General features: G+C 71.2%; 15 protein-coding genes and 1 pseudogene. 7 read left to right on the top strand and 9 right to left on the bottom strand.

Annotated elements, in window-relative coordinates; genetic code table 11:
* Positions 1 to 6 precede the first annotated feature (6 nt).
* Complete coding sequence (locus tag ACZ4XJ_RS17215; RefSeq protein WP_362881385.1) at positions 7 to 1,587, top strand: N-acyl-D-amino-acid deacylase family protein; 1,581 nt, start codon at positions 7 to 9, stop codon at positions 1,585 to 1,587.
* A 16-nt stretch (positions 1,588 to 1,603) separates the two neighbouring features.
* Complete coding sequence (locus ACZ4XJ_RS17210) at positions 1,604 to 2,623, top strand: YdcF family protein (protein WP_468496633.1); 1,020 nt, start codon at positions 1,604 to 1,606, stop codon at positions 2,621 to 2,623.
* A gap of 95 nt (positions 2,624 to 2,718) precedes the next feature.
* Here ACZ4XJ_RS17210 and ACZ4XJ_RS17205 read toward each other — a convergent pair.
* Positions 2,719 to 4,073 (bottom strand): annotated as a pseudogene (locus ACZ4XJ_RS17205) (carbohydrate-binding protein).
* Positions 4,074 to 4,316: 243 nt separating this feature from the next.
* Between ACZ4XJ_RS17205 and ACZ4XJ_RS17200 the strand changes: the two are divergent.
* Complete coding sequence (locus ACZ4XJ_RS17200; protein WP_362881390.1) at positions 4,317 to 4,502, top strand: hypothetical protein; 186 nt, start codon at positions 4,317 to 4,319, stop codon at positions 4,500 to 4,502.
* On the opposite strand, the gene ACZ4XJ_RS17195 is transcribed toward ACZ4XJ_RS17200, so the two are convergent.
* Complete coding sequence (locus ACZ4XJ_RS17195) at positions 4,490 to 5,560, bottom strand: LysR family transcriptional regulator (protein WP_362881392.1); 1,071 nt, start codon at positions 5,558 to 5,560, stop codon at positions 4,490 to 4,492. The two genes, ACZ4XJ_RS17200 and ACZ4XJ_RS17195, sit on opposite strands and share 13 nt — an antisense overlap.
* Before the next feature lie 109 nt (positions 5,561 to 5,669).
* Between ACZ4XJ_RS17195 and ACZ4XJ_RS17190 the strand changes: the two genes are divergently transcribed.
* Positions 5,670 to 6,152: a nitroreductase/quinone reductase family protein gene (locus tag ACZ4XJ_RS17190; RefSeq protein ID WP_468496632.1), complete on the top strand. Its 483-nt coding sequence runs from the start codon at positions 5,670 to 5,672 to the stop codon at positions 6,150 to 6,152.
* Here the strand turns inward: ACZ4XJ_RS17190 and ACZ4XJ_RS17185 are convergent.
* From ACZ4XJ_RS17185 to ACZ4XJ_RS17175, 3 genes are all read right to left on the bottom strand, one after another.
* On the bottom strand, positions 6,149 to 6,505 hold the full coding sequence (locus ACZ4XJ_RS17185; RefSeq protein WP_362881396.1) for a hypothetical protein: 357 nt from the start codon (positions 6,503 to 6,505) through the stop codon (positions 6,149 to 6,151). The genes ACZ4XJ_RS17190 and ACZ4XJ_RS17185 overlap by 4 nt on opposite strands.
* A gap of 193 nt (positions 6,506 to 6,698) precedes the next feature.
* Complete coding sequence (locus ACZ4XJ_RS17180; RefSeq protein WP_362881398.1) at positions 6,699 to 7,103, bottom strand: SgcJ/EcaC family oxidoreductase; 405 nt, start codon at positions 7,101 to 7,103, stop codon at positions 6,699 to 6,701.
* Positions 7,104 to 7,297: 194 nt separating this feature from the next.
* The gene (locus ACZ4XJ_RS17175) at positions 7,298 to 7,570 is read right to left on the bottom strand and encodes a hypothetical protein (protein WP_362881399.1); all 273 of its coding nucleotides are present in this window, start codon (positions 7,568 to 7,570) and stop codon (positions 7,298 to 7,300) included.
* 504 nt (positions 7,571 to 8,074) lie between these two features.
* On the opposite strand from ACZ4XJ_RS17175, the gene ACZ4XJ_RS17170 reads away from it, so the two are divergent.
* Together ACZ4XJ_RS17170 and ACZ4XJ_RS17165 are read left to right on the top strand one after the other, a co-directional pair.
* A complete protein-coding gene (locus tag ACZ4XJ_RS17170; RefSeq protein ID WP_362881401.1) occupies positions 8,075 to 9,286 on the top strand; it encodes a pyridoxal phosphate-dependent aminotransferase in 1,212 nt (403 codons plus the stop codon).
* Between the two features lie 89 nt (positions 9,287 to 9,375).
* The gene (locus ACZ4XJ_RS17165) at positions 9,376 to 9,768 is read left to right on the top strand and encodes an SCO4983 family protein (protein ID WP_362881403.1); all 393 of its coding nucleotides are present in this window, start codon (positions 9,376 to 9,378) and stop codon (positions 9,766 to 9,768) included.
* 61 nt (positions 9,769 to 9,829) lie between these two features.
* On the opposite strand, the gene ACZ4XJ_RS17160 is transcribed toward ACZ4XJ_RS17165, so the two are convergent.
* The 4 genes from ACZ4XJ_RS17160 to ACZ4XJ_RS17145 form a co-directional block, all read right to left on the bottom strand.
* The gene (locus tag ACZ4XJ_RS17160; protein ID WP_468496631.1) at positions 9,830 to 9,952 is read right to left on the bottom strand and encodes a hypothetical protein; all 123 of its coding nucleotides are present in this window, start codon (positions 9,950 to 9,952) and stop codon (positions 9,830 to 9,832) included.
* 37 nt (positions 9,953 to 9,989) lie between these two features.
* A complete protein-coding gene (locus ACZ4XJ_RS17155) occupies positions 9,990 to 10,397 on the bottom strand; it encodes a hypothetical protein (protein ID WP_468496630.1) in 408 nt (135 codons plus the stop codon).
* A gap of 252 nt (positions 10,398 to 10,649) precedes the next feature.
* The gene (locus tag ACZ4XJ_RS17150) at positions 10,650 to 10,958 is read right to left on the bottom strand and encodes a hypothetical protein (protein ID WP_468496629.1); all 309 of its coding nucleotides are present in this window, start codon (positions 10,956 to 10,958) and stop codon (positions 10,650 to 10,652) included.
* Positions 10,959 to 10,969: 11 nt separating this feature from the next.
* Positions 10,970 to 17,206: an RHS repeat domain-containing protein gene (locus ACZ4XJ_RS17145; protein WP_468496628.1), complete on the bottom strand. Its 6,237-nt coding sequence runs from the start codon at positions 17,204 to 17,206 to the stop codon at positions 10,970 to 10,972.
* A 763-nt stretch (positions 17,207 to 17,969) separates the two neighbouring features.
* Between ACZ4XJ_RS17145 and ACZ4XJ_RS17140 the strand changes: the two genes are divergently transcribed.
* Positions 17,970 to 21,959, top strand: a complete 3,990-nt coding sequence (locus tag ACZ4XJ_RS17140) for a ricin-type beta-trefoil lectin domain protein (protein ID WP_468496627.1) — start codon at positions 17,970 to 17,972, stop codon at positions 21,957 to 21,959.
* The last annotated feature ends 64 nt before the right edge of the window (positions 21,960 to 22,023 follow it).

Genomic DNA, 22,023 nt, shown 5'->3' with positions numbered 1-22,023 from the left:
CCGGCCGTGGACCTGGTCATCCGGGGGGCCCGCGTCGCCGACGGCACCGGCGGACCCTCGTACACCGCCGACGTCGCCGTGCACGAGGGCCGCGTCGTCGACATCGGCCGGATCACCGGCGGCGGCCGGCGCACCCTCGACGCCCACGGCCTGGTCCTGGCCCCCGGCTTCATCGACATGCACGCCCACAGCGACCTCGCGCTGCTCCGCGACCCGGACCACCGGGCGAAGGCCGCCCAGGGCGTCACCCTCGAAGTCCTGGGCCAGGACGGCCTGTCGTACGCGCCCGCCGACGAGCGCACCCTGGACGCCGTACGGGCCGCCATCGCCGGCTGGAACGGCCCCGGCGACGACGTCGACTTCGACTGGCGCACCGTCGGCGGCTACCTCGACCGCCTCGACCGGGCCCACGGCGGGGCCGGCATCGCCGTCAACGCCGCCTACCTCGTCCCCCAGGGCACCGTCCGCGCGTACGCCCTGGGCTGGGACGACCGGCCCGCGACCGCCGCCGAACTGGACCGGATGCGCCGGCTCGTCGCCGAGGGCCTGGAACAGGGCGCCGTCGGCATGTCCTCCGGCCTGACCTACACCCCCGGAATGTACGCCTCCGGGTCCGAACTCACCGAACTGTGCCGGGTCGTGGCCCGGTACGGCGGCTACTACTGCCCCCACCACCGCAGTTACGGTCACGGCGCCCTCGCCGCCTACGCCGAGATGGTCGACCTCACCCGGCGGGCCGGCTGCGCCCTCCACCTCGCGCACGCCACCATGAACTTCGGCGAGAACGAGGGCCGGGCCCCCGAACTCCTGGCCCTGCTGGACGCGGCGCTCGACGCGGGCGCCGACATCACCCTCGACACCTATCCGTACACCCCCGGCTGCACCACCCTCGTCGCGCTGCTGCCCGGTTGGGCCAACGAGGGCGGCCCACAAGCCGTCCTGGCCCGGCTGCGCGACGACGCCGAGGCAGAACGGATCCGGCACGCGTTGGAGGTCGAGGGCGCCGACGGCTGCCACGGCGTCCCCGTCGACTGGTCGACGATCGAGATATCCGGAGTCGGCGACCCGGACCTCGCCCGGTACGTGGGCACCCGCCTCGACGGCTGGGACACCGCCCGCGCCCTGCTGCTCGGCGACCGGCTGGCGCCGACCGTGCTCCAACACGTCGGCCACGAGGACAACGTCCGCGCGATCATGCGCCACCGCGTCCACACCGGCGGCTCCGACGGCATCCTGCGCGGCGCCAAGCCCCACCCCCGGGCCTGGGGCACCTTCCCGCACTACCTCGGCCGGTACGTCCGCGAACTCGGCGTCCTCGGCCTGGAGGAGTGCGTCGCCCACCTCTCCGGCCGGCCGGCGGCCCGGCTGCGGTTGCCCGACCGCGGTCTGGTCCGCGTCGGATACCGGGCCGACCTCGTCCTGTTCGACCCCGACACGGTCGCCGCCGGCTCCACGTACGAGCGGCCCCGGGCGCTGCCGACCGGTATCCCGTACGTGCTGATCGACGGACGCTTCGTCATCCGGGACGGGCGCAGGACGGACGTCCTGGCCGGGCGTTCCGTGCGCCGGACGGCCTTCTCCGTCTGACACCTACGATGGCGCCATGGTCGCCTTCGCCCTCGCCGCCCTCCTCTTCGTCGCCTTCGGCATAAGCGCCCGGAGGGACCGCCGCCGCTTTCGCAACGCCGTCCTGCTCGGGCTGACGGGCGTGGCGCTCTCCTTCGCCGTGGTGCTGCAAGTCGCGGCCCTGCCCGGCTGGCTCGCGGTCGCCGCCCTGCTGCTCGTCCTGTCCGTGCCCACCCTCGGCCTGGTGGCCGCCGGGGGTTTCCTCGTCGCCAACGGCGTGACGATGGTCCGCAAGGAGGGCACGCGCCTGCCCAACCTGCTGTCCCTGCTCGCCGGCCTCGGCATCTTCGCGATGATCGCGCTGCTGGTCTTCGTCGGGGTCTCCGACTCGGCGGTCCTCACCGGGGCGGTCGCGACCCTCGCCCTGGTCGTCGGGTACGTCTCGTTCGTGTTCCTGTCCTTCGTCGGGTACGCCTTCCTCTACGGCCGGATCAAGGTGCGCGGCGACGTCGACCACGTGGTGATGCTCGGCTCGGGCCTGATCGGCGGGGACCGGGTGCCGCCGCTGCTGGCCTCGCGGCTGCGCAAGGGACAGCAGATCCACGACGCCCAGGTGGCGCGGGGCGGCCGGCCGCCGGTGCTGCTGGTGTCGGGCGGCAAGGGCTCCGACGAGAAGGTCTCCGAGGCCCGCGCGATGGCGGACTGGCTGATCGCGCAGGGCGCGCCGGCCGAGCACGTACGGCTGGAGGACCGGTCGCGCACGACCGAGGAGAACATGCTGTTCAGCCGGGAGATCATGGAGGCGCAGACGCCCGGCTACCGGTGCGTGGTCGTCACCAACAACTTCCACGCGTTCCGGGCCGCGATGATGGCCCGCAAGGCCGGCGTCAACGGGCAGGTCGTGGGGGCGCCGACCGCCCGCTACTTCCTGCCGACGGCCACGCTGCGCGAGTTCGTCGCGGTGTTCTGGGAGCACCGACGGGTGAACCTGGCGATCTGCGGGGCGCTGACCGCCTTCGGCGCGCTGGTCTCGGTGGCGGCGCTGCTCACGTTCTGACGGGCCGCGGGAGGGGAGGCGGGCGAACGGCGGGGGCGCCGTGACTCCCCCCTCGGTCGTCACGGCGCCCCCTGGTCACGCGGCTCGCGCGGCGGCTACAGCCGCTGCCACAGGGCCGGGACCGCGGGCGGCTCCCAGCCGGTCTGGGCCTGGTGGCCCTGGAGGCAGCGGTACGTGGCGCCGCCGTAGGTGACGGTCGCGCCGGTGGCGTAGACGCCGCCGGCCTTCCAGGTGCCGCCGGGCTCGGGGTCACCGGGGCCGGGGCCGGGGCCCGGGTCGCCGCCGGTGGTCCTCAGGGTGAGCCCGTAGGCGGACAGGATCGGGTTCAGCGGCTGGAAGAAGGTGGTTCCGCCGCTGGAGCAGTTGCCGGAACCGCCGGAGGTGACGCCCTGGGCCTGGCTGCCGGATATGTAGGAGCCGCCGGAGTCGCCGGGCTCGGCGCAGACCGTCGTCCGGGTCACGCCCGAGATGGTGCCCTCGGGGTAGGTGACGCTCGTGTTGTGCTGCTGGACGGTTCCGCAGTGCCAGCCGGTGGTCGAGCCGGAACGGCACACGGAGGACCCGACGGGTTGCAGCACCGAGCCGGTGACCTGCACGTTCGCCCCGCCGCTGCCCTTGACGAAGGGGGTCGACGTCCAGTTGGCGTTCGCGGCGACCCAGGCCATGTCGTTGCCGGGGAAGACGGACGCCTGGAAGGAGCCCTGCGCGACCTGGTTGAACCGCTGGTGGTGGTGCCGGCCCGGCCGCAGTGCCCCGCCGTCGCGAAGCCCTGGGTGGCGCCCTTGGTGACGGGGAAGCCGACGGAGCAGCGGCCGCTGCCGTTCATGTAGTACGCGTCGCCGCCCCGCAGGTCGTACAGCGGGCGGGGCGCCTCGGCGGTACGGACGACCGTGGCCAGGGCGGAGTCGGTCCCGGTCGCGGCGAGCAGCCGGGCGGCGGCGCCCGGCCGGGTCTCCTCGATGACCAGGGTGTTGGTGCGGGTGTCGACGTAGCGCACCGGCGTCTCGGCGGTGGCGACCCGGTCCAGGGCCGACTTCGCCGCGTCCAGGTCGCTCAGCGACCGGCCGACGAGCCGGGCCTCGGCGCCGGCCGCGCGGATCGCGGCGGTGTCGGCGGCGCGGGTGGTGGCGACGGTCAGGGTGCCCGCGTCGGCCCCGTCCAGCCAGGCACCGGCGAAGGCGGCGCCGAGCCGGTCCCGCAGCCGGGCGGCGGTGGCTCCGGCCTCGGCCTCGTGGGCGAGCCGCGTCCGGGCCCGGGTGGGGGTCAGGCCGAGGTCGCGCTGCATGGCGGCGAGCAGTTCGGGTGGGGCGTCGGCGGTGCGCAGGGTCTCGGCGGCCGAGGCGGCGGCCGGTCGGGGCGCGTCCGAGGCGGTGGCTCCGCCGGTGGCTGCCAGTAGCAGCCCGGCGGTGGCCAGGGCGGTACACGCCGCGCGGGCGTGTCGCTTGAGCATGGGGGATCTCCTCGGTTCGGTGGGGGTCCTCGACACCGTAGGAATCCGAACCGCCGTACGGGAGCCGTCGGTTGGCCCCTCCCCCGGTGGTATGGCCGACCGGCACGGGCCGCCGGGGCGCCTGCGGGGAGCGGCCGGGGCGCGTTCACGGCCCGGCCGAGGTGCGTTCATGGCCCGGCCGAGGTGCGTTCATGGCCCGGCCGCCGCACGATGGGGGCCAGGGGGCAGTGGAAGGGGTACGCGATGGACAGTGAATCGGACCAGCAGCCCACCCGGTCGGACCGGCTCTTCACCGGCGGGGAGCGGCCCTACGACCCTGAGGACCTCGTGATGGCGACCGGCCACGACCCGACTCCGGAGCGGATCGAGAAGGCTCGCCTGATGATCGAGAAGGAGGGTCCGCAGGTCATCGAGCGCTACCTGCCGTAGCCGCCCCCGCCTCGGCGGGCGACCGATGACGCTGCTGTGGGTCCCGGCCCGGGGTGCACACCCCGGGCCGTGGCCCGTTGGTCACCCTCTGCGATGCCGTGTGGCCCGTCCAGCCCCTGAAGGGACCCGACCGCCGCGCCTCCGGCCACGGCCGAGGCCGACCGGGCCAGGGCGTCGGCGTGCGCGGCCCGGGCGTGCTCCAGCACCGCCGGGGCCCGGGTGGCGGTGGGCGCGGCCGGATGCCAACCCAGCAGGTGCCGCCACACCAGCGGGCTCCCGGCGAGCGGCCGGGCCAGTACCCCGGGGGTCACCGGGAACGTCGCCCGGCACAGCCCCACGGCCCGCCCCACCTGGACGAGGTGCACGCACGAAGCGGTGTCCGTCTCGTACACGCAGGCCGGCGTGAACCCGGCGCGCACGCACGCCGCCGCGAAGCAGTCCCCGAAACAGCCGTCGCCCGGTACGTCGGTCCAGGCCTCGGCGGCCAGCTCCGCCAGCTCGATCTCCGCCCGGTGGGCCAGCGGGTGGTCCTCGGCCAGCATCACGTGCACCGGGTCCCGCGCCACCTCCATCCAGGCGAGCCGCCCCGGCTCCGGCGGCGGGCTCTCCCCGCACACCCCGACCAGGGCGAAGTCCAACCGCCCGGCGGCCACCCCGGCCGCGACCTCGCGCTCCGACCAGGACGTGTACGTCGTCACGGACACCCCGGGCTCCCGCCCGGCGAGCCGGTCGACGAGCCCGCCGAGCAGCGGCCCGTGCGTCCCGCCGAGCCGGTATCCGTCCGCGCCCTGCCGGGCGAAGCGCACCGCCTCCTCCTGCAACTCGCACACGGCGGGCAGCACCACCCGGGCCCGCTCCAGCACCAGCTCCCCGAGCGCGGTGGCCCGTACGCCGTCCCGGCCGCGCAGGAACAGCGTCCCGCCCAGCGCCCGTTCGATCCGTTTGAGCTGCGCGCTCAGCGCGGGCTGCGCGAGCCCGAGCACGGTGGCGGCGCGGGTCAGGCTCCCGGCGTCGGCGACGGCCCTGACGATCTTGAGGTGCCTCAGCTCCAGGTCCATGGTCCGAGCTTGGTCCAGACCTGTGCGCATGCGCTACGGGTGTGCCGCATCCAGAATCGAGGGAGGCTCGTTAGCCGTCCGGGGGGCCGCCCTACGGAGGTCAGTAGAGATGAACAGCGTCACCGTCGCCGTCGACTGGGACCACCCCACGGACCCGCGCCCCGGACCGCGGCTCGACCACGTACGCACGTACGTGAGCAGCGGAGGCGCGGACGGTCACCTCTGGCACGGCGTCCCCACCCTCCTGCTCACCACCGTCGACCGGCACACCGGTCTGGCCGTGCGCACCCCGCTGATCTACGGTCAGGACGCCGGCCGGCACCTCCTGGTGGCCGCCGGCTCGGGCGGGCCGCACCACCCCGCCTGGTACGAGAACCTCACCGCCCGGCCGGAGGTCCGCCTCCAGGTGGGCCCGACCGGCCTCACCGGCCGGGCGCGCACGGCGAACCGGGCGGAGCGGGAGACGTACTGGGAGGCGATGACGGCCCTGTGGCCCCTCTTCGACGACCACCAGGCCACGGCATGGCCGCGCGAACTCCCGCTGGTGATCGTCGAGGGCGACGGCGGGCGCCCTGACCTGCGGAGGCCCTAGGCGGCCGGCGCGTCGAAGCGCACCGAGCGGACCTCCAGCTGGTCGGTCGTCGGGTTGCCGTTCGCCCGCAGCCGCCACTCCCGACCCGTGCAGCTCGCGCCGGAGAACACGGTCACCGGGGTGTCCGTCCGGTTGTGCGGGCCGTAGCCGGGGGGTACGTCGTCGTCACCGACGGCGTGGAGGTTGACGCACTTGCCGCTGTGCGGGTCGTGCAGGGTGATCCGCTCCTCGTGGCCGAGGTCGGTGACGTACTTGTACGAGAAGTCCCCCGTGGCCGCCATGGACGACCCGGGCAGCGAGAGGACCAGCGCGAAGGCGCCGAGGGCGGCGGCGACGGTGTTGCGGAGCTTCATGACGGGGTGGATCCCTTCCGAAGGCGGTCTAGGGGTGGTGCTGCGGCCCGACCCTAGGAGGCTCCGGGGGCGGCGAATCGATCCGTCTCCACCGCCCGGCCCGGCGTGGCTCCGCACCACCACCCGTTCGGGCCCCGCCTCGGCCGGGGCCTACGTTGTCCGCCTCGATGAACGCCACCACCGCCGTGAGGGGCTAGTCGGCGACGACACCCGTGTTCTGGCAGGCGGTCAGCAGCCAGCGGCCGTCGTCCTGCTTCGAGACCACGTACAGCGGGGCGCCCCTGGTCTCCCCGGCCGGCGACCGGTAGATCTGACTGACCTTGACGGCCGCCACGTCCGGCCGGATGAACAGCACGTGGGCGACCTCGTAGCTGACCTCCCCGTCCCAGGTCGCCTCGGGAAGGACCTTGCGGGTGAACTCCGCGACGGCGTCGAAGCCGAGCAGGATCCTGCCGTGCGCGGTCGTCCAGATCACGTCCGGGTGGAAGAGGGAGAGGAACTCCTCGGGGTCCTTGTTCCGCTGGGAGCGCTCGACGGTCGCGACGAGTCGGTGAATGGCTTCGATGTCCGTCGCCTGCGACGTGGATTCCGTGGTCATGACCAAATCCTCCGACCTCAAGCCTGGTTGAGGTCAAGCGTCATGGTCATGAACTGTCACCTCGATGGCGCGGGCGCACAGTTCACCGGTGATCAACGGCTCGATCCGGGACCCCTCCCCCTCCTCGGTTCCGCGTCCGACGGTCGTCGTGGGCCGCCCTCCGTGCGTGCACGCGCTGACGGGTGACGGGCCGCCTAGTCGGCGGCCACTCGGCAGGCGGTCACGGCGGTTCCGTTGGTCACGCGGCTGCCGGTCAGGTCGGTCACACACTTCGCGTGGTCGCCGGTCAGGCCGACGTAACACGCCATACGAATGGAGTCGGGGGCCTCGCCGCCCTGTAGCTCCCGCTCGACCTGGTTGATGCAGGCCGTGACGTCCGCGTGGGCGGCGGGGGCCGTGAAGGCCACGCCGCCGACTGCGAGGGCCAGGCCGCTGAGGACACCTGCGATACGGGTGGACGTGCGCATGGACGCACCTGCTCTCCGGGATCGTTGAGCGGCCCGGGACCTGGAGGTGCCGGATCCGGCTCGACGGGACTCCCCCCTCCTGTATTCGACGCTAGAGCAGCCCCTTCCCCCACGCACCCGCACATCCCGTTTCCCCTGCTCAGGAGGGTCGCCCCGCGATGATCCGGCCCGTGCGCCCGCCCACCCGCAATCCACGTCGATCCGGTCACCCTGACGGGCGGGTAGGGCCCGTGGCCGCGCCCGCGGTCCGGCCGCAGGCCCTCAGGCGTGCCCGCATGCCGAGCCGGGCAGCCCCCGCCCCACCCCCAAGGTGACGAGCGCAACACCCCCGCCTCGACCCTCCTCCCCCCTCCTTCCATTCCGCAGGCCGGACCCGCGGTCGGTCGCCTATTCCAAGGGGGACGGCGGCAGCGGCCTCCCATCGCGCGAAACAGGACAATTGCCTCCTGGGAATCCGGCTCGAAAGGTCGAGCGGCGTGGCGCGGGGCCCCGTAAGCTCCCGTCATGCAGGTGATCCAGTCAACGAAACTCGCCAATGTCTGCTACGAGATCCGCGGACCCGTCCTCGAAGAGGCGATGCGGCTCGAAGCGGCAGGTCATCGCATCCTCAAGCTGAACACCGGCAACCCCGCGGCCTTCGGGTTCGAGTGCCCGCCGGAGATCCTTGAGGACATGCTCCGCAACCTGGGCACCGCCCACGGTTACGGGGACGCGAAGGGGCTGCTCTCCGCGCGCCGCGCGGTCATGCAGCACTACCAGACCAAGGGCATCGAGCTGGACGTCGAGGACATCTACCTCGGCAACGGCGTCTCCGAGCTGATCCAGATGTCGATGCAGGCACTGCTCGACGACGGCGACGAGGTGCTGGTTCCCGCGCCGGACTATCCGCTGTGGACCGCCTCCGTCTCGCTGGCCGGCGGTACGGCCGTGCACTACCGGTGCGACGAGCAGGCCGACTGGATGCCCGACCTCGCCGACATCGAGCGCAAGATCACCGACCGTACCCGGGCGATCGTGATCATCAATCCGAACAACCCGACCGGCGCCGTCTACGACGACGAGATGCTGCGCGGGCTGACGGACATCGCGCGCCGCCACGACCTGGTCGTCTGCTCGGACGAGATCTACGACCGGATCCTCTACGACGGCGTCACCCACACGAACACGGCCGCGATCGCGCCCGACCTCCTCACACTCACCTTCAACGGGCTGTCGAAGAACTACCGCGTCGCCGGCTTCCGGTCCGGCTGGCTGGCGGTCTGCGGGCCCAAGAAGCACGCGTCCTCGTACATCGAGGGCCTCACGATCCTCGCGAACATGCGCCTGTGCGCGAACATGCCGTCGCAGCACGCCGTGGCCACCGCCCTCGGCGGCCGGCAGTCGATCGAGGACCTGGTCCTGCCGGGCGGGCGGATCCTGGAACAGCGCAACGTCGCCTACGACCTGCTCACCCGGATCCCGGGTGTGACCTGCGTGAAGCCCAAGGGCGCGCTGTACGCGTTCCCGAAGCTGGACCCGTCCGTCTACAAGATCAAGGACGACCGGCAGATGGTCCTGGACCTGCTCCGGGCCGAGAAGATCATGGTCGTGCACGGTACGGGCTTCAACTGGCCCGAGCCCGACCACTTCCGGATCGTGACGCTGCCGAACGCGAAGGACCTGGCGGACGCGGTGACCCGGATCGGCAGCTTCCTGGACGGTTACGGCCAGCCGTAGCCACCCCCTCCGGACTGATCCCGGATTCAGCTCAACTTTAGAACAGATCCAATGTAGGATGGTCTCCTGACCACGCAGGAGGCCTCCTCATGTACGAGCCGATCCGCACGAAGCCGGTCGTCCACCGCATGGGCGGCAACCGGTCCGACTACCCGCACAGCAGCCGGGGCGAAGCCCTCGACACGCAGCTGGCCGGCCACCTCTCCGCGCTGCTCGCCGTCACCGACGAACTCGGCCTGGACGAGAGCGGTACGCGCATCGCCGACCAGGTGGCGCGCCTGCGCGGGTCCCGGCCCACCCGGGCCGCGCACGGCGCCCCCGGGGACGCCCTCGCGCTGCACCGCCGGGCCCACGACCTCGCCGCCCGCGCCCTGCTCGTCGCCGCGTCCCGCGCCGACACCACCGCCGCGATCCTCGCCGCCCAGCGGATGGACGCGCACGCCGCCGCCCTCGACTCCGTCGACCTGGCCGGCGCCCACTGACGGCCCCGGTCCGGGGCCGCGGAGGCTCCGGACCGGGTGCCACGAACTTGGCTGACTCCGCTCAGAGCACGGCGAGCACCGGGTTCACCAGGAAGCTGTCCAGACCCGCCAGCTCGAACAGCGAGGTCGCGGCGAAGGTCCTGAGATCGTCTCGGCCGAGGCGCGTCGCCAGGACCGACACCATGCGCCTCCGGCCCTGACCCCGAGCGCTCCGCGCCATGTCAGGCGTAGTCGGCTGGGTCGGGGATGCGAAGGAGATCAGGCACGAGGCGAGCTTCGGCTTCATAGAACTGAAGCCGGATCTCCTCACCCCCGGGCCCCCTGTAATCGAACAATCGCATCCCGGGGCGCAGGCTGGGACGACTGAACACCCGGCCGCCCAGGGGCAACGACACCGGACGGCGAGCCGGCCGCTTGAACACCGCAGCCTCCGCATCCCGCGTCAGCTTCCCGTACACGAAGCCACGTCGCCCCAACCCCTGTTTCCACGAAACCCGGCAGGGGATGCCCACATTCTCACCAGCCATTGTTCCCGCCACCCGCCGGGCCGCCCGGCGGGCCATGACCGACCGCATCAACATCCCCGCAGCGAGCACCAAAAGGGACAATATCGCCCACTCGATGAGCATTCTCATCTCCCATTCCAAAGCGGCTGTCGTGCCTCAGCCCACCCCGCCATGCGGCCCTCTTCTTTACCTTCATCCGGTTCATCATGCCGACGCATGCAGGCACCTTCTTGCGGAAATGGAACGGCCCGGAGTCTCCATGGATTGAACCACGGTGACTCCGGACCGACCTACAGATATCCGGTCATCAATTTACGCTGGCAGAATCGGTCCGTCAGTCGGACCGGCGGACCGATCCGGGCACAGCGCTTCTGGTCAGAACCCCTCGGTCACCCTGAGGGCCGAGGCAAGGGACCTGAGGAAACAGCACCCCGGCCCATGCCCCTTGGCCAGGTTCCAGAAGAACCCTGCGGCCAGGAGCACGGCGAAGACTCCCGCGACGATCGCCGCTCCTACCCAGTGCCAGGTAACGAAGACGAAAACTCCGACAGCGACCCAGACCGCGAGCGGTAGCCACTCGGACCTCAGCACGGCGAGCAACGAGACGCGGGGGCTGCCCGGCTCGCGGGCCGGGGGACGGTCGAGCCTGATGTGCTCGGTTGTTCCGCAGAGCCTGCGTTCCATGGCCGACTCCTTCATCGTCCGAAGCGGTTGGTCAGCGCTTCACGCGTGGTCCGCAGGAGCGCCGGGCCGCGCGAGGCCGTGTGGGCCAGAGGATTGCCTCCCGCGAAGAAGCCGGTCGTTCGCAGGTGTTTCCCCTTGGTCGCCCATGCCGCCTTGCTCGCTCCACCCCTCGCGAACGCGAAGAACAGGCCCCGCCCCCACACAGCGCCGGAGGCGCTGCCGATCGCTACGTCCGCACCCGCCTTCAACAGGAACTGGGAGGGGCCCCGTTTCCTCTCTTCCTCCGATGCGACGGCCATGTGAGCACCCAGCCCCACGGTGAATAGGGCGGCGGCGCCCACGACGAACAGACCCATCCCGCACACCGCTGAGGCGATGCACAACGCGGTTCCCATACCTGCCAGGAATTTGATGCCGAGACTCACCGCCTTGTGCTTGCGCCATTCCGAACTGCCTCCGGTGACGTTCCACGCTCCCTTGAAGTCCCCGGTGACGACGTGAGCGAAGAATCCCTTTTTCTCCGGCTTCTTTGCCGCCTTCTTGGCTTTGGGGGACGAATCCGACTGAGATGAATACCCGTAGCTGCGGGAGGACCTGCAGTCGGGGTCGTGGCGGCAGGCGGTCTTGGCGCGGCTCTTCTGCCTGACGTATTCGGGTGCCGGCGTGCCGCCGCTCCTGGAGACCTCCCGTTCGTAGTTGGTGCCGTACCCGGTGGGCTTGGTACCGCCGTTGGTGCAGGTGTACATCCCGCTGCGGCATTCTTCGAGGGCTTCGCCCGTCGGGTCCGATTCCGTCAGCGGGCTGTTGTTGCCGTACTGGTAGCCGTTGTGCTGGCGCGGGTCGTCGACCGTCATCAGCGGGTCCACCGAGAGGAAGCGCCCGAGTACGGGGTCGTACTCGCGCGCTCCGAGGTGGGTGAGGCCCGTGGCCCGGTCCTGGGTGCCGCCGACGAATCCGCGCTCTCCGGGCCAGGCGGTCGGGGCCGCTCCGCGCTCCTCGCCGAAGGGCTTGGTGGCGCGGCGCTGGACCTGGAGGGTGGCGGCGTCCACGGCGGTGGTACCGGTGTTGTGGTGGTCGGCGGCGACGTACGAGATGCTGCCGGCCGATGTGCGGACGATGGTGGTGCCGCCGGGGGTCGCGTAGTAGCGAGTTCCGGAGACGGTGTTGGGCCCGGTGCTCAGGGTCAGCTCGGTGGAGCCGAGGTAGAGGGTGGTCTTGCCCGGGTCCTTGCGCAGGAGGCGGGTGCCGTCCGCGTCATACAGGTAGGTGGAGGTGCCCGTCGGGGAGGTCACCGAGGCCAGGTCCCCCTCGGCGTTCCAGGTGAGGGTCTGGGCGCCTCCCGCGGCGTCGGTCCGGGTGAGGGTGTTGCCCGCGGCGTCGTAGTTCCGTTGGGTGGTGGCTCCGGGGCCGGTCCCCTTCGTGGTGGTGCTGGAGGTCGGGGCGTGCGGCCGCGGGGATCCGGGCGTCGGGTAGGTGTGGGTGGTGGTGACCGTCTTGGCGCTGTCGCCCGCCGGGTCGTGGTCGGTGGAGGAGACGCGGTTGCCGGTCACGTCGTAGGTGAAGGACTGCCGGTAGGGCGCCGGACCGCCGACCCTGCCGGGCTGGGGCGTGGTGTTGGCGCAGGTGCCGACGCCGGGCACGGACGGGCCGGGCCGGGTGGTCGTGGTTCCCGTGTCGGTCCAGGCTTCGGTCAGCCGGCGCAGGTGGTCGTAGCTGAAGCACTGGGTGTCGCGGGCGGCGCCCTGGGTGCTGGTGACGGAGGTGATGTCGCCGGCCGGGTTGTAGGTGTAGTCGGTGACGTCGACCTCGGTGCCCGTGTCCTGCTTGTCGAGGACTGTGCTCAGCAGGCGGCCGGTCGCCGGGTCGTGGACGTTGGTGAAGGCGGCCAGCTTGGGGTCGTCGCCGAAGGTGGTGCGCTGTACCCGGCCCAGTTCGTCGTAGTCGGTGAAGTTGACGTAGGCGGTGTTGTCCGAGCCGTAGGAGACCGGCAGCCCGTTGACGTTGCGGCCGGTGTTGAGCCGCTCGGCGGGCAGGCCGCCCGCGGCGGGCAGGGTGTTGCGGCGCTCCAGGCCGGTGATGGGGTCGTAGGTGGTGGAGGCGGTGTAGGTGCCGGTGAGGGCTCCCTCGCCGGCGGGCACGGTCACCATTGTTCCGGTGGGCCGGTAGCCGGTGTCGTAGCCGGTGGTTTCCGAACGCCAGGGCTTTCCGTCGGCCCACCGGGTGGAGGCGCTGGGCTGTCCGAGGACGAGCGCGTCGTACTCGTAGGCCGCCAGCTTGGTGCCGTCGGCCGCGCCCAAGTTGCGGGAGGTGGGGCGGCCCAGGACGTCGTAGCTGGTGACGACCTTCGTGCCGCGGGAGTCGACGGTGGCCACGGGCCGGTCGGCCGCGTCGTAGGAGACGGACGAGGCGCCCTTGTCCGGGTCGACGGAGCGGATCTGGCGGCCCTGGAGGTCGTACTCGTACGTCCAGGCGTTGCCGGCCGGGTCGGTGATGCGGGTCAGCTCGCCGTCCGTGTCGTAGGCGTAGCGGGTGGTGTCGAAGGCGCCTTCAGGGGCGGCGCCCTTGTACTTGCGCTGTTCGACGGTGCGACCGAGGACGTCGGTGATGACGCTGCGGGCGCTGTCGCCCTGGGGCGGGACGGTGTCGGTGCGGTCCGCGCCGGGGTAGGACGTGACGGTGCGCCACTGCTCCTGCGCTTTGGACGAGAAGATCTTGGCGACCGTGCGTCCGAGGCCGTCGTAGAGGGTGGTGTTCTGGCCGGGGACGGTGTTGTCGTTGGCGACGAACCGGGTCTTGCTCGGCTCGGAGTCCCGGTTGACGTACGGCTCGTTGGTGCGGACGGTGCGGCCGTGGCTGTCGTAGAAGGTGTCGGCGATCAGCCGAGTCGTGGCCGCTCCGTTCTGCGGCGACGACTGGACCTGCACCTGCTGCCCGTAGGCGTCGAGGATGCTGATGGAGGTCGCGTAGGACTGGTCGGAACGCAGGATCTTCGTCGTGACCGAGCTGGTGCCGTTGTTGATCAGGTCGTACGTGTACGTCTTGCTCGCACTGTCGGTGCGTGCGCGGCCGGGTGTCCAGACCGCGGTGGTGCGGCCGAGGGCGTCGTAGGACGCCTCGGTGGTGCGGTCGTTCTGGTCGACGACCTTGAGCGGCACGCCGCGCAGGGGATGCTGGGTGGTCGTGGTGGTCCAGTTCTTGGCGTTGGTCACCTTGACGGTGGTGGCGCGGGCCGGGGCCGCGGGCTCGTAGGCGGTGGTGGTCCTGGCGCCTGCGGCGTCGGTGGCGCTGGTGACGCGACCATAGGCGTCGTAGGCCATGACCGAGGCGACGGCGTACTTCGGTTGGCCGGCGTCGAAGCGTTCGAGCTCTTCGGTGCTGGTGGTGTGGCCGGGGCCGTTCAGGGTGCCGAGGGGCTGGTTGTCGTACAGGGTTCGGTCGTGGGAGAGGGTGTTGGCCTCGGTCGCGGGCGCGCCGCAGTCACCGCCCTGGATCTCCACGGTCTCGGAGACGCGGTCGATCATCCAGGTGGCCGTGTTGCGCGCGTACGAGGTGACGGCGCACGTGTCGGGCTGTCCGTCGGCGCGTTCGAGGACGGTCGTCGGCATGCCGTAGGCGGTGTCGTACGAGATCGTCTTGGAGGTGGACTGCCAGGTCTTGTCCGCGCGGAGGTCCTTGTCGCGGGAGGAGCCGTCACGCTGCATCCGCGCCGTCAGAGGGGGGAGCTTGGTGCCGCGGGCCTGGGTCGCCGTCGCGGCGGAGAGCCATGGTTCGGCCTGGGTGACGGAGACGGGTTCGCCGCCGTCGGCGGCGAAGACCTGGGTTTCGCGGACGGTCCCCGACAGCGCGTTCGCGTCCTTGACCGTGTTACCGGCGAGGCCGGTGAAGGTGGCGGTGCGCTTGCTGCCGTCGGCCTTGACGTCACCGTCCATGCCGCGGAGGTAGAAGACGGCGGTCTTCGAGATGGCATCGGGGGCGGTTCCGCTGCGGGTGATGACCTGTTCGTAGCCGCGGAACTGGCCCCAGGTGCGGCGTTTGTCCTCGGTGAGCTCGTCGTCGTCGCGGTGCCAGGCGGCGGGGCCCACGTACTCGTAGCGGACGTCCTGCGGGCGGGAGCCGCCGTGCGGGTCGCGTTCGGTGACGCGGGTGACGACGTACTTGTGGAACCAGTCGAGCGTCGGGTCGTTGGGGCTCTTCTCGTCCGGGTTCCAGTAGACGGGGTAGCAGCGCGTGGTGTTGGAGTCCTGGGCGGAGGGCAGGCCGGTGCCGGGGGCGCAGTCCGGGTCGGCGTAGCCGATGTCCGTGACCTGGCCGGTCTCGGAGGTGATGGCGGTGAGCCGGCGCCGGTTGAGCGCGGGCTTGTTGTCACTGCTGGAGTCGACGCGGTTGTTGCGGAGCTGACCGGTGAAGGTCACCGGCGGGGTGGCCAGGCTCGACGCGCCGTCGTGGCCGGTGTGGGTGACGGAGGCGAGCCATAGGGCGGGCGCGGTGCCGTCCTGGGGATTGGGGAACTCGTGTTTCAGTTCGTAGGAGTCGACGTTGTCGTAGCCGCCGGTGGTGTTCAGGACTTGGGTGGTGATCCTGGTGAGGCGCTTGGTGGTCCAGAAGCTGGCGGAGTAGTTCTCGCAGGTGCCGGTGGCGGCGCACCGCTGGTCGAAGGGCACGTCCGGCCACTTGGCGGCGTTGGCCTTGGTCAGCTTGGCCGGGGCGCAGTCGAATACCGCGTCGGGCAGGCAGCGTTCGGCGGTGTCGAAGACCACCTGCCCGGTCGGCTTGACGGTGTCCGCATCGGTCAGCCTTGAGCCGTAGGTGATCCTGGTGAGGTTGCCGCCGCGGACATACGAGGTGAGCGTTCCGGTGGGGGCCGCATCGGAGGCGCCGCGCTTGTAGTGGTTGGTTTCGGTGTCGTACCAGTGGGTGGTCACGCCGCCGCGCGGGTCGACGACGAAGTCGAGGTTCCAGCGCCATGCCTGCTGGCACCAGGACGCCGCGAACGTCGACTGGTGGCATTCCTCGCCCGCGTTGTTGCCGTAGATGGGCGTGGTCCACGCCGAGTTGGTCGCGGGGGCGGTGGCACTGCCCGGCTTGCGGCCCACGCCGAAGTAGTACTGGGTTCCGTCGGGGGTCGTGACCTTCCAGTGCTCGCCGTTGTTGTCGCCGTTGGCCGCGCCGGTCAGCCGCTCGACCTTCGAGGCGTCGTCGTTCTCCAAGCGCCAGGTGCCCGAGACGTCGCCCCGGACGAGGGTCGAGGACTTGCCGTTCAGCGAAATCGTGGCGTTGTTGCCCGCCATGCAGTCCTCGCCGGACCCGGTCTGGCCGTCCTTGGAGCAGGGCTTGAAGCTGCGCTCGACGAAGCCGGGCGAGTATTCCCAACCCTCGCCGATCCAGGAGGCCTGGTTGTTGGTGGCGGCGGTGCGGCCGTCGACCGACTGGGAGCTGTAGGAGAGCGAGACGGTGGGCTTGCCGGCGCCGAGGGCGTCCGGGACCGCGACCGGGTAGGACCAGGTGAACCCGCCGGCGTTGCCGCCGCTGCTCCAGGTACCGGAGGGGGCGAGGCTGGTCGCTCCGTAGGTGCCGGCGCTGCCGCCGGGGGCGGCTGTCGCCGCGAGGATGGTCGCGCCGCCGGCGGTGGCTGCCTCGGAAGCGGACTCGGCGGTGAGGCCGTTGGGGCGCGGCCCCTGGGCGGGTGTGCCTGCCCTGAGGGCCACCTCAGTACTCAGGAGGCCGGCACGGTCGCCGTCCTTCGTGGTGGCGACGGGCGTCTGCTTGCGGCATTCCTCGCGCTCGGGCGTGGTCAGCGCACACTCGGGCAGGGTGACGAGGCGGGCCCGGGAAAGCCAGTCGCCGCCGAACGCGCCCGCGATGTGCGAGACGTCGACGGAGACCTTGACCGGGTCGCCGGCCGCCGGCCCGGCGGCCGGCCGGACGGCGAGGAGCAGCCCCTGGACGCCCGCCTTCTCGGCGGCCGCCCGGTCCGTGAGCTGGACCGCCGCTTTGCCGGTGCGCAGTGACGCGGGGGCCGGTGCGGGCGTGACCCAGACGGGTGCGGTGCCCGCACGGCTCGGGTCCGGTGCGGGTGCCGCGGGTGCGCCGGAGGCGGGCGGCGCGGTGAACAGCGATCCGCGCGGGGCCGCAGGGAGGACCGCGCCGAGGTCCACCTCGGCCTGCGTCGCGGGCGGCCAGTACACGTCCTTCGGGGTCCAGGCGGCAGCGCCGTCCCCCTGCGGAATATACGGGTCCGACTTTTCCACCTTCTTGCCGGAAACGGAATCCAGATTTTTCAGCTTGTCCGGCGCCCAGCGCCGAGAATCATTTGGCTTCGACTCCGCACCCTGCGCCGCACCCGCCGACGCAATCAGCGAGAGAGAAACGAGAAGCGGAATTACGATCGTTCTTCTTGTTGCCGGGCGTCTCTTCATCGCCCGGGGCCCATCTGGTGCCGACACGGCACGCCCCCCACGGTCGCCGAGTGGATCAATTGGGGCATGAGAGTAGCCCGTTGAGAATGACCAAAAGACCGAAGAAATCCGGACAAGCCGTTTGCAGCACGCCCTCAATGGCGAATAACAAGGCCGAAAAAGAACGAGTCCGTTGAGCCATGGCCGGATTTCGCTTGTTGAGTTGATCCCGATTCAGGAAGAAACTCCACGGGAACCATTAACTCCGAATGACAGATTCCCTTTGGTGGTCCGGATCGGCTGTTAGCGTTCGCGCCAGATGCAGCCACAACACCATTGGGAGTTCACCGTGGGGGGCACAGTGAAAAGACGGTCGCCGGTCAGACGGCCGGCCGCGCTCGCCGGACTGGTCGCGCTGGCGTTGTCCGTCACTTCGGTCGGCGCGGGACCGGCGGCCTTCGCCGCCGATAGGCCGAGCGCGACGGGGGCCGGCGGACACACCGGAGGGACGGCGGGGACGGGCACCGGGCAACCTCCCGAGCGCCCAACCACCGAGCGGGAGAAGGCCGAACGCGCCGCTCTCGCGGAGGCGAAGCGAACGGGGAAGCCGGTACCGGTGCCGGCCGCCACCACCGAGACCGACACGGTGGTGGCCAACCCGAACGGCACGCTGGGGCTGACCCGCAACGTCGCGCCCGTACGCACCAGGCTCCACGGCAGCTGGGCGGACCTGGACGCCACGCTCGTCAGGAACGCCAACGGAACGCTCCGTCCGAAGGCCACGGTCAGCGGCCTGACCCTGTCCGACGGTGGCACGCAGCCACTCGCCACACTGGAGCAGGACGGGAAACAGCTTTCGCTGACCTGGCCGGAGCCCCTGCCCACCCCGGTACTGGAGGGTGACAGCGCCCTCTACCGCGAGGTGGTCCCGGGCACTGACCTGAAGGTGACCGCCGACCAAGGCGGCGGCATCTCACAGATCCTGGTGGTGAAGTCGGCCGAGGCCGCCGCGCACCCGAAGCTCGCGAAGCTGACCATGGGCCTCAAGGGCCAAGGCGTCACTGTCTCCGCCGACGGCAACGCCAACCTGAAGGCCGTCGACGCTTCGGGCCGCACCGTCTTCCAGGCCCCTTCCCCCACGATGTGGGACTCCGGCTCGGCCGCGAAGGCGCCGCTGGCGAAGCCCGCCAAGGCCGGCGCGTTCTCCGAGTCGGCCAGGGCCGCCGCGCCGCCCTCTCCCGCCTCCCACAACGAGGAGGCGGCCAAGCCCACCTCCGACAGCGACGGCCCGGGCACACACGCGAAGGTGGCCCGGATCCGGGCCGACCTCGGCGAGGATTCGGTGGCACTGACGCCCGACCGGTCCTTCCTGACCGACTCCGGCACCGCCTATCCGGTGTTCATCGACCCGGCGTGGCAGCCCACCAACCGCGGCACCCAGCACTGGGCGTGGGTCCAGGAGGCGTACAGCGGCACGGTCAACTACGACGACTACGGCAACGAGTTCGACCCGGGCGTCGGCTACCAGCGCTGGCGCAGCAGGACGGGCCTGGAGCGGTACTACGTCCAGCTCGACACGAGCAACCTGCAGAACCTGACCATCAGGAAGGCCTCGTTCTTCGCGACCCAGTCGTACGCCGCGGACGCCTCCTGCAGCAAGACGTACAACGTGGACCTGCACTCCACCGAACCACTGCTGTCCAACATCACCTGGAACACCCAACCCCGCGACTGGGAGGTCCTGCGGACCACCGCCCTGAACAGCGCGGGCGGCCCCGGCTGCACGGGCTCCACCACCCGCGGCGAGTGGGACGTGCGCGACCACCTGGCCGGCAACTCCTGGCGCGGCAGCGTCACCTACGGCCTCTTCGCGTCGAACGAGTCGAAGTCCACGAGCAACAACTCCTTCAAGCGGTTCACCCGTGACCGCAACAACCTGCCGTTCCTGTACATCGAGTACAACCAGCCCCCGTACACCCCGTGGGACCTGGGCACCTTCCCCGCCCCGCAGAACGCGAACGGGAACGGTTGCGGCTGGGTCGGCGCCACGAACTACGCCGGGCTGAGCATCGGTGCCTGGATCGGCGACCCGCAGGACCAGGGCAACGATGCGATCTTCCAGGTGGTGGACACCGCCAACGGCGAGATCGCGTACAGCAGTGGCTGGATCGGCGCGGGCAACAGCACCCATTGGGTGTCCACGCAACCCACGAACCTCTCGGACGGGCACACCTACTCCTGGCGCGCCCAGGGAGGTGACGGCGAAATGACCTCGGCCTGGGCGACCGGATGCACGTTCAGCGTCGACACCCAGGCCCCGTCCGCACCCGTCGTCACCTCGTCCGAGTACCCGCCGTCGGGCACGCTGCCCGGATCGGCACGGCACATCGGGCAGGGCGGCACCTTCCGAGTGAAGTCCGACGACCCGCTCAGCGGTGTCCTCCACTATGAGTGGGCCTTCAACTCGGCGATCCCGGTGGGCGGCGCGAACCGCGTCGACGCGGGGGCCGACGGCGGCGCCGCGATCCCGCTGACCCCCACCACCTGGGGCACCAACATCCTGCGCGTGCAGGCCGTCGACCGGGCGGGCAACCGCTCTCAGCAGCAGACGTACGCCTTCTACGTGCCGGACAACCCGAACGCCAAGACCACCCTCGGCGACATCACCGGTGACGAGCGCGTCGACTTCGTAGCGCCCGCCCAGAACGGCGACCTGATCGTCTACCCGACCGCCGTCGACCCGGCGGCCGGCGGTGTCATCGCCTCCGATGTGGCGAACAGCCCCGGCGGCAAGGGCTGGGGCAACGGCACGCTGACCACACATCGCGGCGGCAACGGCATCCGCATCGACGACCTGTGGGTCCACCGCGATGGACAGCTCAAGCTCTACCGCAACTCCCTCACCCAGGGTGGTCTCGCCGCGAACGGCGGCCTCTACTACAACGCCGCTAAGGCACTGACCGTCCAGCGGCCCTACACCGAGGACTGCACCGTCGCCGCGACGGGCGGACCCTGCGGCACCGCGTACGTGGAGAACTGGACCCGCGTCAAGCAGATCGTCGCGGTCGGCGACGCCCTGCCCGAGCCGGGCCTCGACCCGCGCAACGACCTGATCACCGTGGAGAACGACGGCTCCAAGAGCTCGCTGGTGCTGCTCCAGGGCACCGGCGCGACCGGCACGCTGCGCGATCCGGTCGTACTCGTGCTCAGCACCTCCGGCTGGGAGAACCTCACCCTCATCGCACCGGGCGACGCGACCGGCGACGGCCTTCCCGACCTGTGGGCCCGGGACAACGGCACCGGCGACCTCTACCAGTACGCCAACGTTGCCGGGAACCCGGCCGCCCTCGGCGACCACTCCAAGCGCACCCGGATCGGTCAGGGCGTCGGAGCCGTCTCCCACCCGGTCCTGAGCTCGTCGGGCGACACCAGCGCCGACGGCACGCCGGACCTGTGGGCCCTCGACCACCGGCAGCGGCTGGTCACCTGGAACGGCGTCGCCGTCGCGGGCAAGGTCACCGGCTTCGGCAGCGGTCACACGATGGGCGACGCCCGCGTCCCCGCCTCCCAGTGGAAGCTGAACGAGACCACCGGCACCACCGCCGGCGACGTGCGCGGCCGTCACCCGGCGACCCTCGGCGCGGCCGGCGCCACCTGGGCGAACGACACCGTCGCCGGCACGGCGACGAAGGTCCTCGCCCTCGACGGCGTCTCCGGCACCGCGGCCACCACCGGCCCGGTCGTGGACACGACCCGCAGTTTCACCGTTTCCACCTGGGCCAAGTCCGATAAGCCGGGAGTGCTCCTCGGTCAGGACGGCCTCCGGGCCAGTGGCTTCATGCTCTGGCACGATCAGGACGGCACCTGGCGCTTCGCCATGTCGAAGAAGGACGACGACAACTGGGACTACGACCAGACCCTCGTCATGAACGGCTCGGCCCGGGTCCAGACAGGCGTCTGGACCCAGCTCACCGCCACCTTCGACGAGCAGACCGGCCTGATCGCGCTCTACGTCAACGGCACCCTCGCCGGGACGGGCCACCATGCCAAGGTCAACGCCTGGAAGGCCACCGGACCCCTCGTTCTGGGCCGTTACAAGTACCAGGGCCTGCCGACCTCCTACGGCACGGCCCGGCTGAGCGGACTGGCCGTCCACCACCACTCCACCGTCCCCACAGCCGTCGGTACCCTCCTGGTCTCGGCGCTCAGCGAGTCCAAGTGCGCGGACAACGAACTCGGCGGGGACACCGACGGCAACAAGATCCAGCTGTGGGACTGCAACAAGTCCAACGGCGGCGGCGCCCAGAAGTTCGACGTCACCGCCGCGGGTGAGCTGCGCATCTCCGGCAAGTGCCTGGACATCATGGGCGGGGTCGGCGCCAACGGCGCGCCCGTCATTTTGTGGCCCTGCTCGACCGGCGCGTGGAACCAGCAATGGCTGCTCACCGCCACCGGCTGGTTCTACAACCCGGTGTCCGGGCGCTGCCTTGACGTGACGCAGGCCCGTACCGTCAACGGAACCCCGCTCCAGCTCTGGGACTGCAACCAGAGCAACGCACAGCGCTGGACCGCCACCGGTCTCGCCTCGGCGGCGGGCGCCTCCTAGGCGCAGCGCGTACGTGGGGCCCGTCGTCTGCTCCGGCCGTGCCGGAGGAGACGACGGGCCCTTC

This window comes from Streptomyces sp. NPDC029836 (assembly GCF_055574495.1).
The sequence above is the reverse complement of the archived record's forward strand: the minus strand, read 5'-3'. Positions and strand labels throughout refer to the sequence as shown.

Bases quoted from the DNA above. Each gene is read 5' to 3' on its own strand.
- ACZ4XJ_RS17210 (WP_468496633.1), top strand. From the start codon at position 1,604: ATGGTCGCCTTCGCCCTCGCCGCCCTCCTCTTCGTCGCCTTCGGCATA.
- ACZ4XJ_RS17200 (WP_362881390.1), top strand. From the start codon at position 4,317: ATGGACAGTGAATCGGACCAGCAGCCCACCCGGTCGGACCGGCTCTTC.
- ACZ4XJ_RS17195 (WP_362881392.1), bottom strand. From the start codon at position 5,560: ATGGACCTGGAGCTGAGGCACCTCAAGATCGTCAGGGCCGTCGCCGAC.
- ACZ4XJ_RS17190 (WP_468496632.1), top strand. From the start codon at position 5,670: ATGAACAGCGTCACCGTCGCCGTCGACTGGGACCACCCCACGGACCCG.
- ACZ4XJ_RS17185 (WP_362881396.1), bottom strand. From the start codon at position 6,505: ATGAAGCTCCGCAACACCGTCGCCGCCGCCCTCGGCGCCTTCGCGCTG.
- ACZ4XJ_RS17180 (WP_362881398.1), bottom strand. From the start codon at position 7,103: ATGACCACGGAATCCACGTCGCAGGCGACGGACATCGAAGCCATTCAC.
- ACZ4XJ_RS17175 (WP_362881399.1), bottom strand. From the start codon at position 7,570: ATGCGCACGTCCACCCGTATCGCAGGTGTCCTCAGCGGCCTGGCCCTC.
- ACZ4XJ_RS17170 (WP_362881401.1), top strand. From the start codon at position 8,075: ATGCAGGTGATCCAGTCAACGAAACTCGCCAATGTCTGCTACGAGATC.
- ACZ4XJ_RS17165 (WP_362881403.1), top strand. From the start codon at position 9,376: ATGTACGAGCCGATCCGCACGAAGCCGGTCGTCCACCGCATGGGCGGC.
- ACZ4XJ_RS17160 (WP_468496631.1), bottom strand. From the start codon at position 9,952: ATGGTGTCGGTCCTGGCGACGCGCCTCGGCCGAGACGATCTCAGGACC.
- ACZ4XJ_RS17155 (WP_468496630.1), bottom strand. From the start codon at position 10,397: ATGCTCATCGAGTGGGCGATATTGTCCCTTTTGGTGCTCGCTGCGGGG.
- ACZ4XJ_RS17150 (WP_468496629.1), bottom strand. From the start codon at position 10,958: ATGGAACGCAGGCTCTGCGGAACAACCGAGCACATCAGGCTCGACCGT.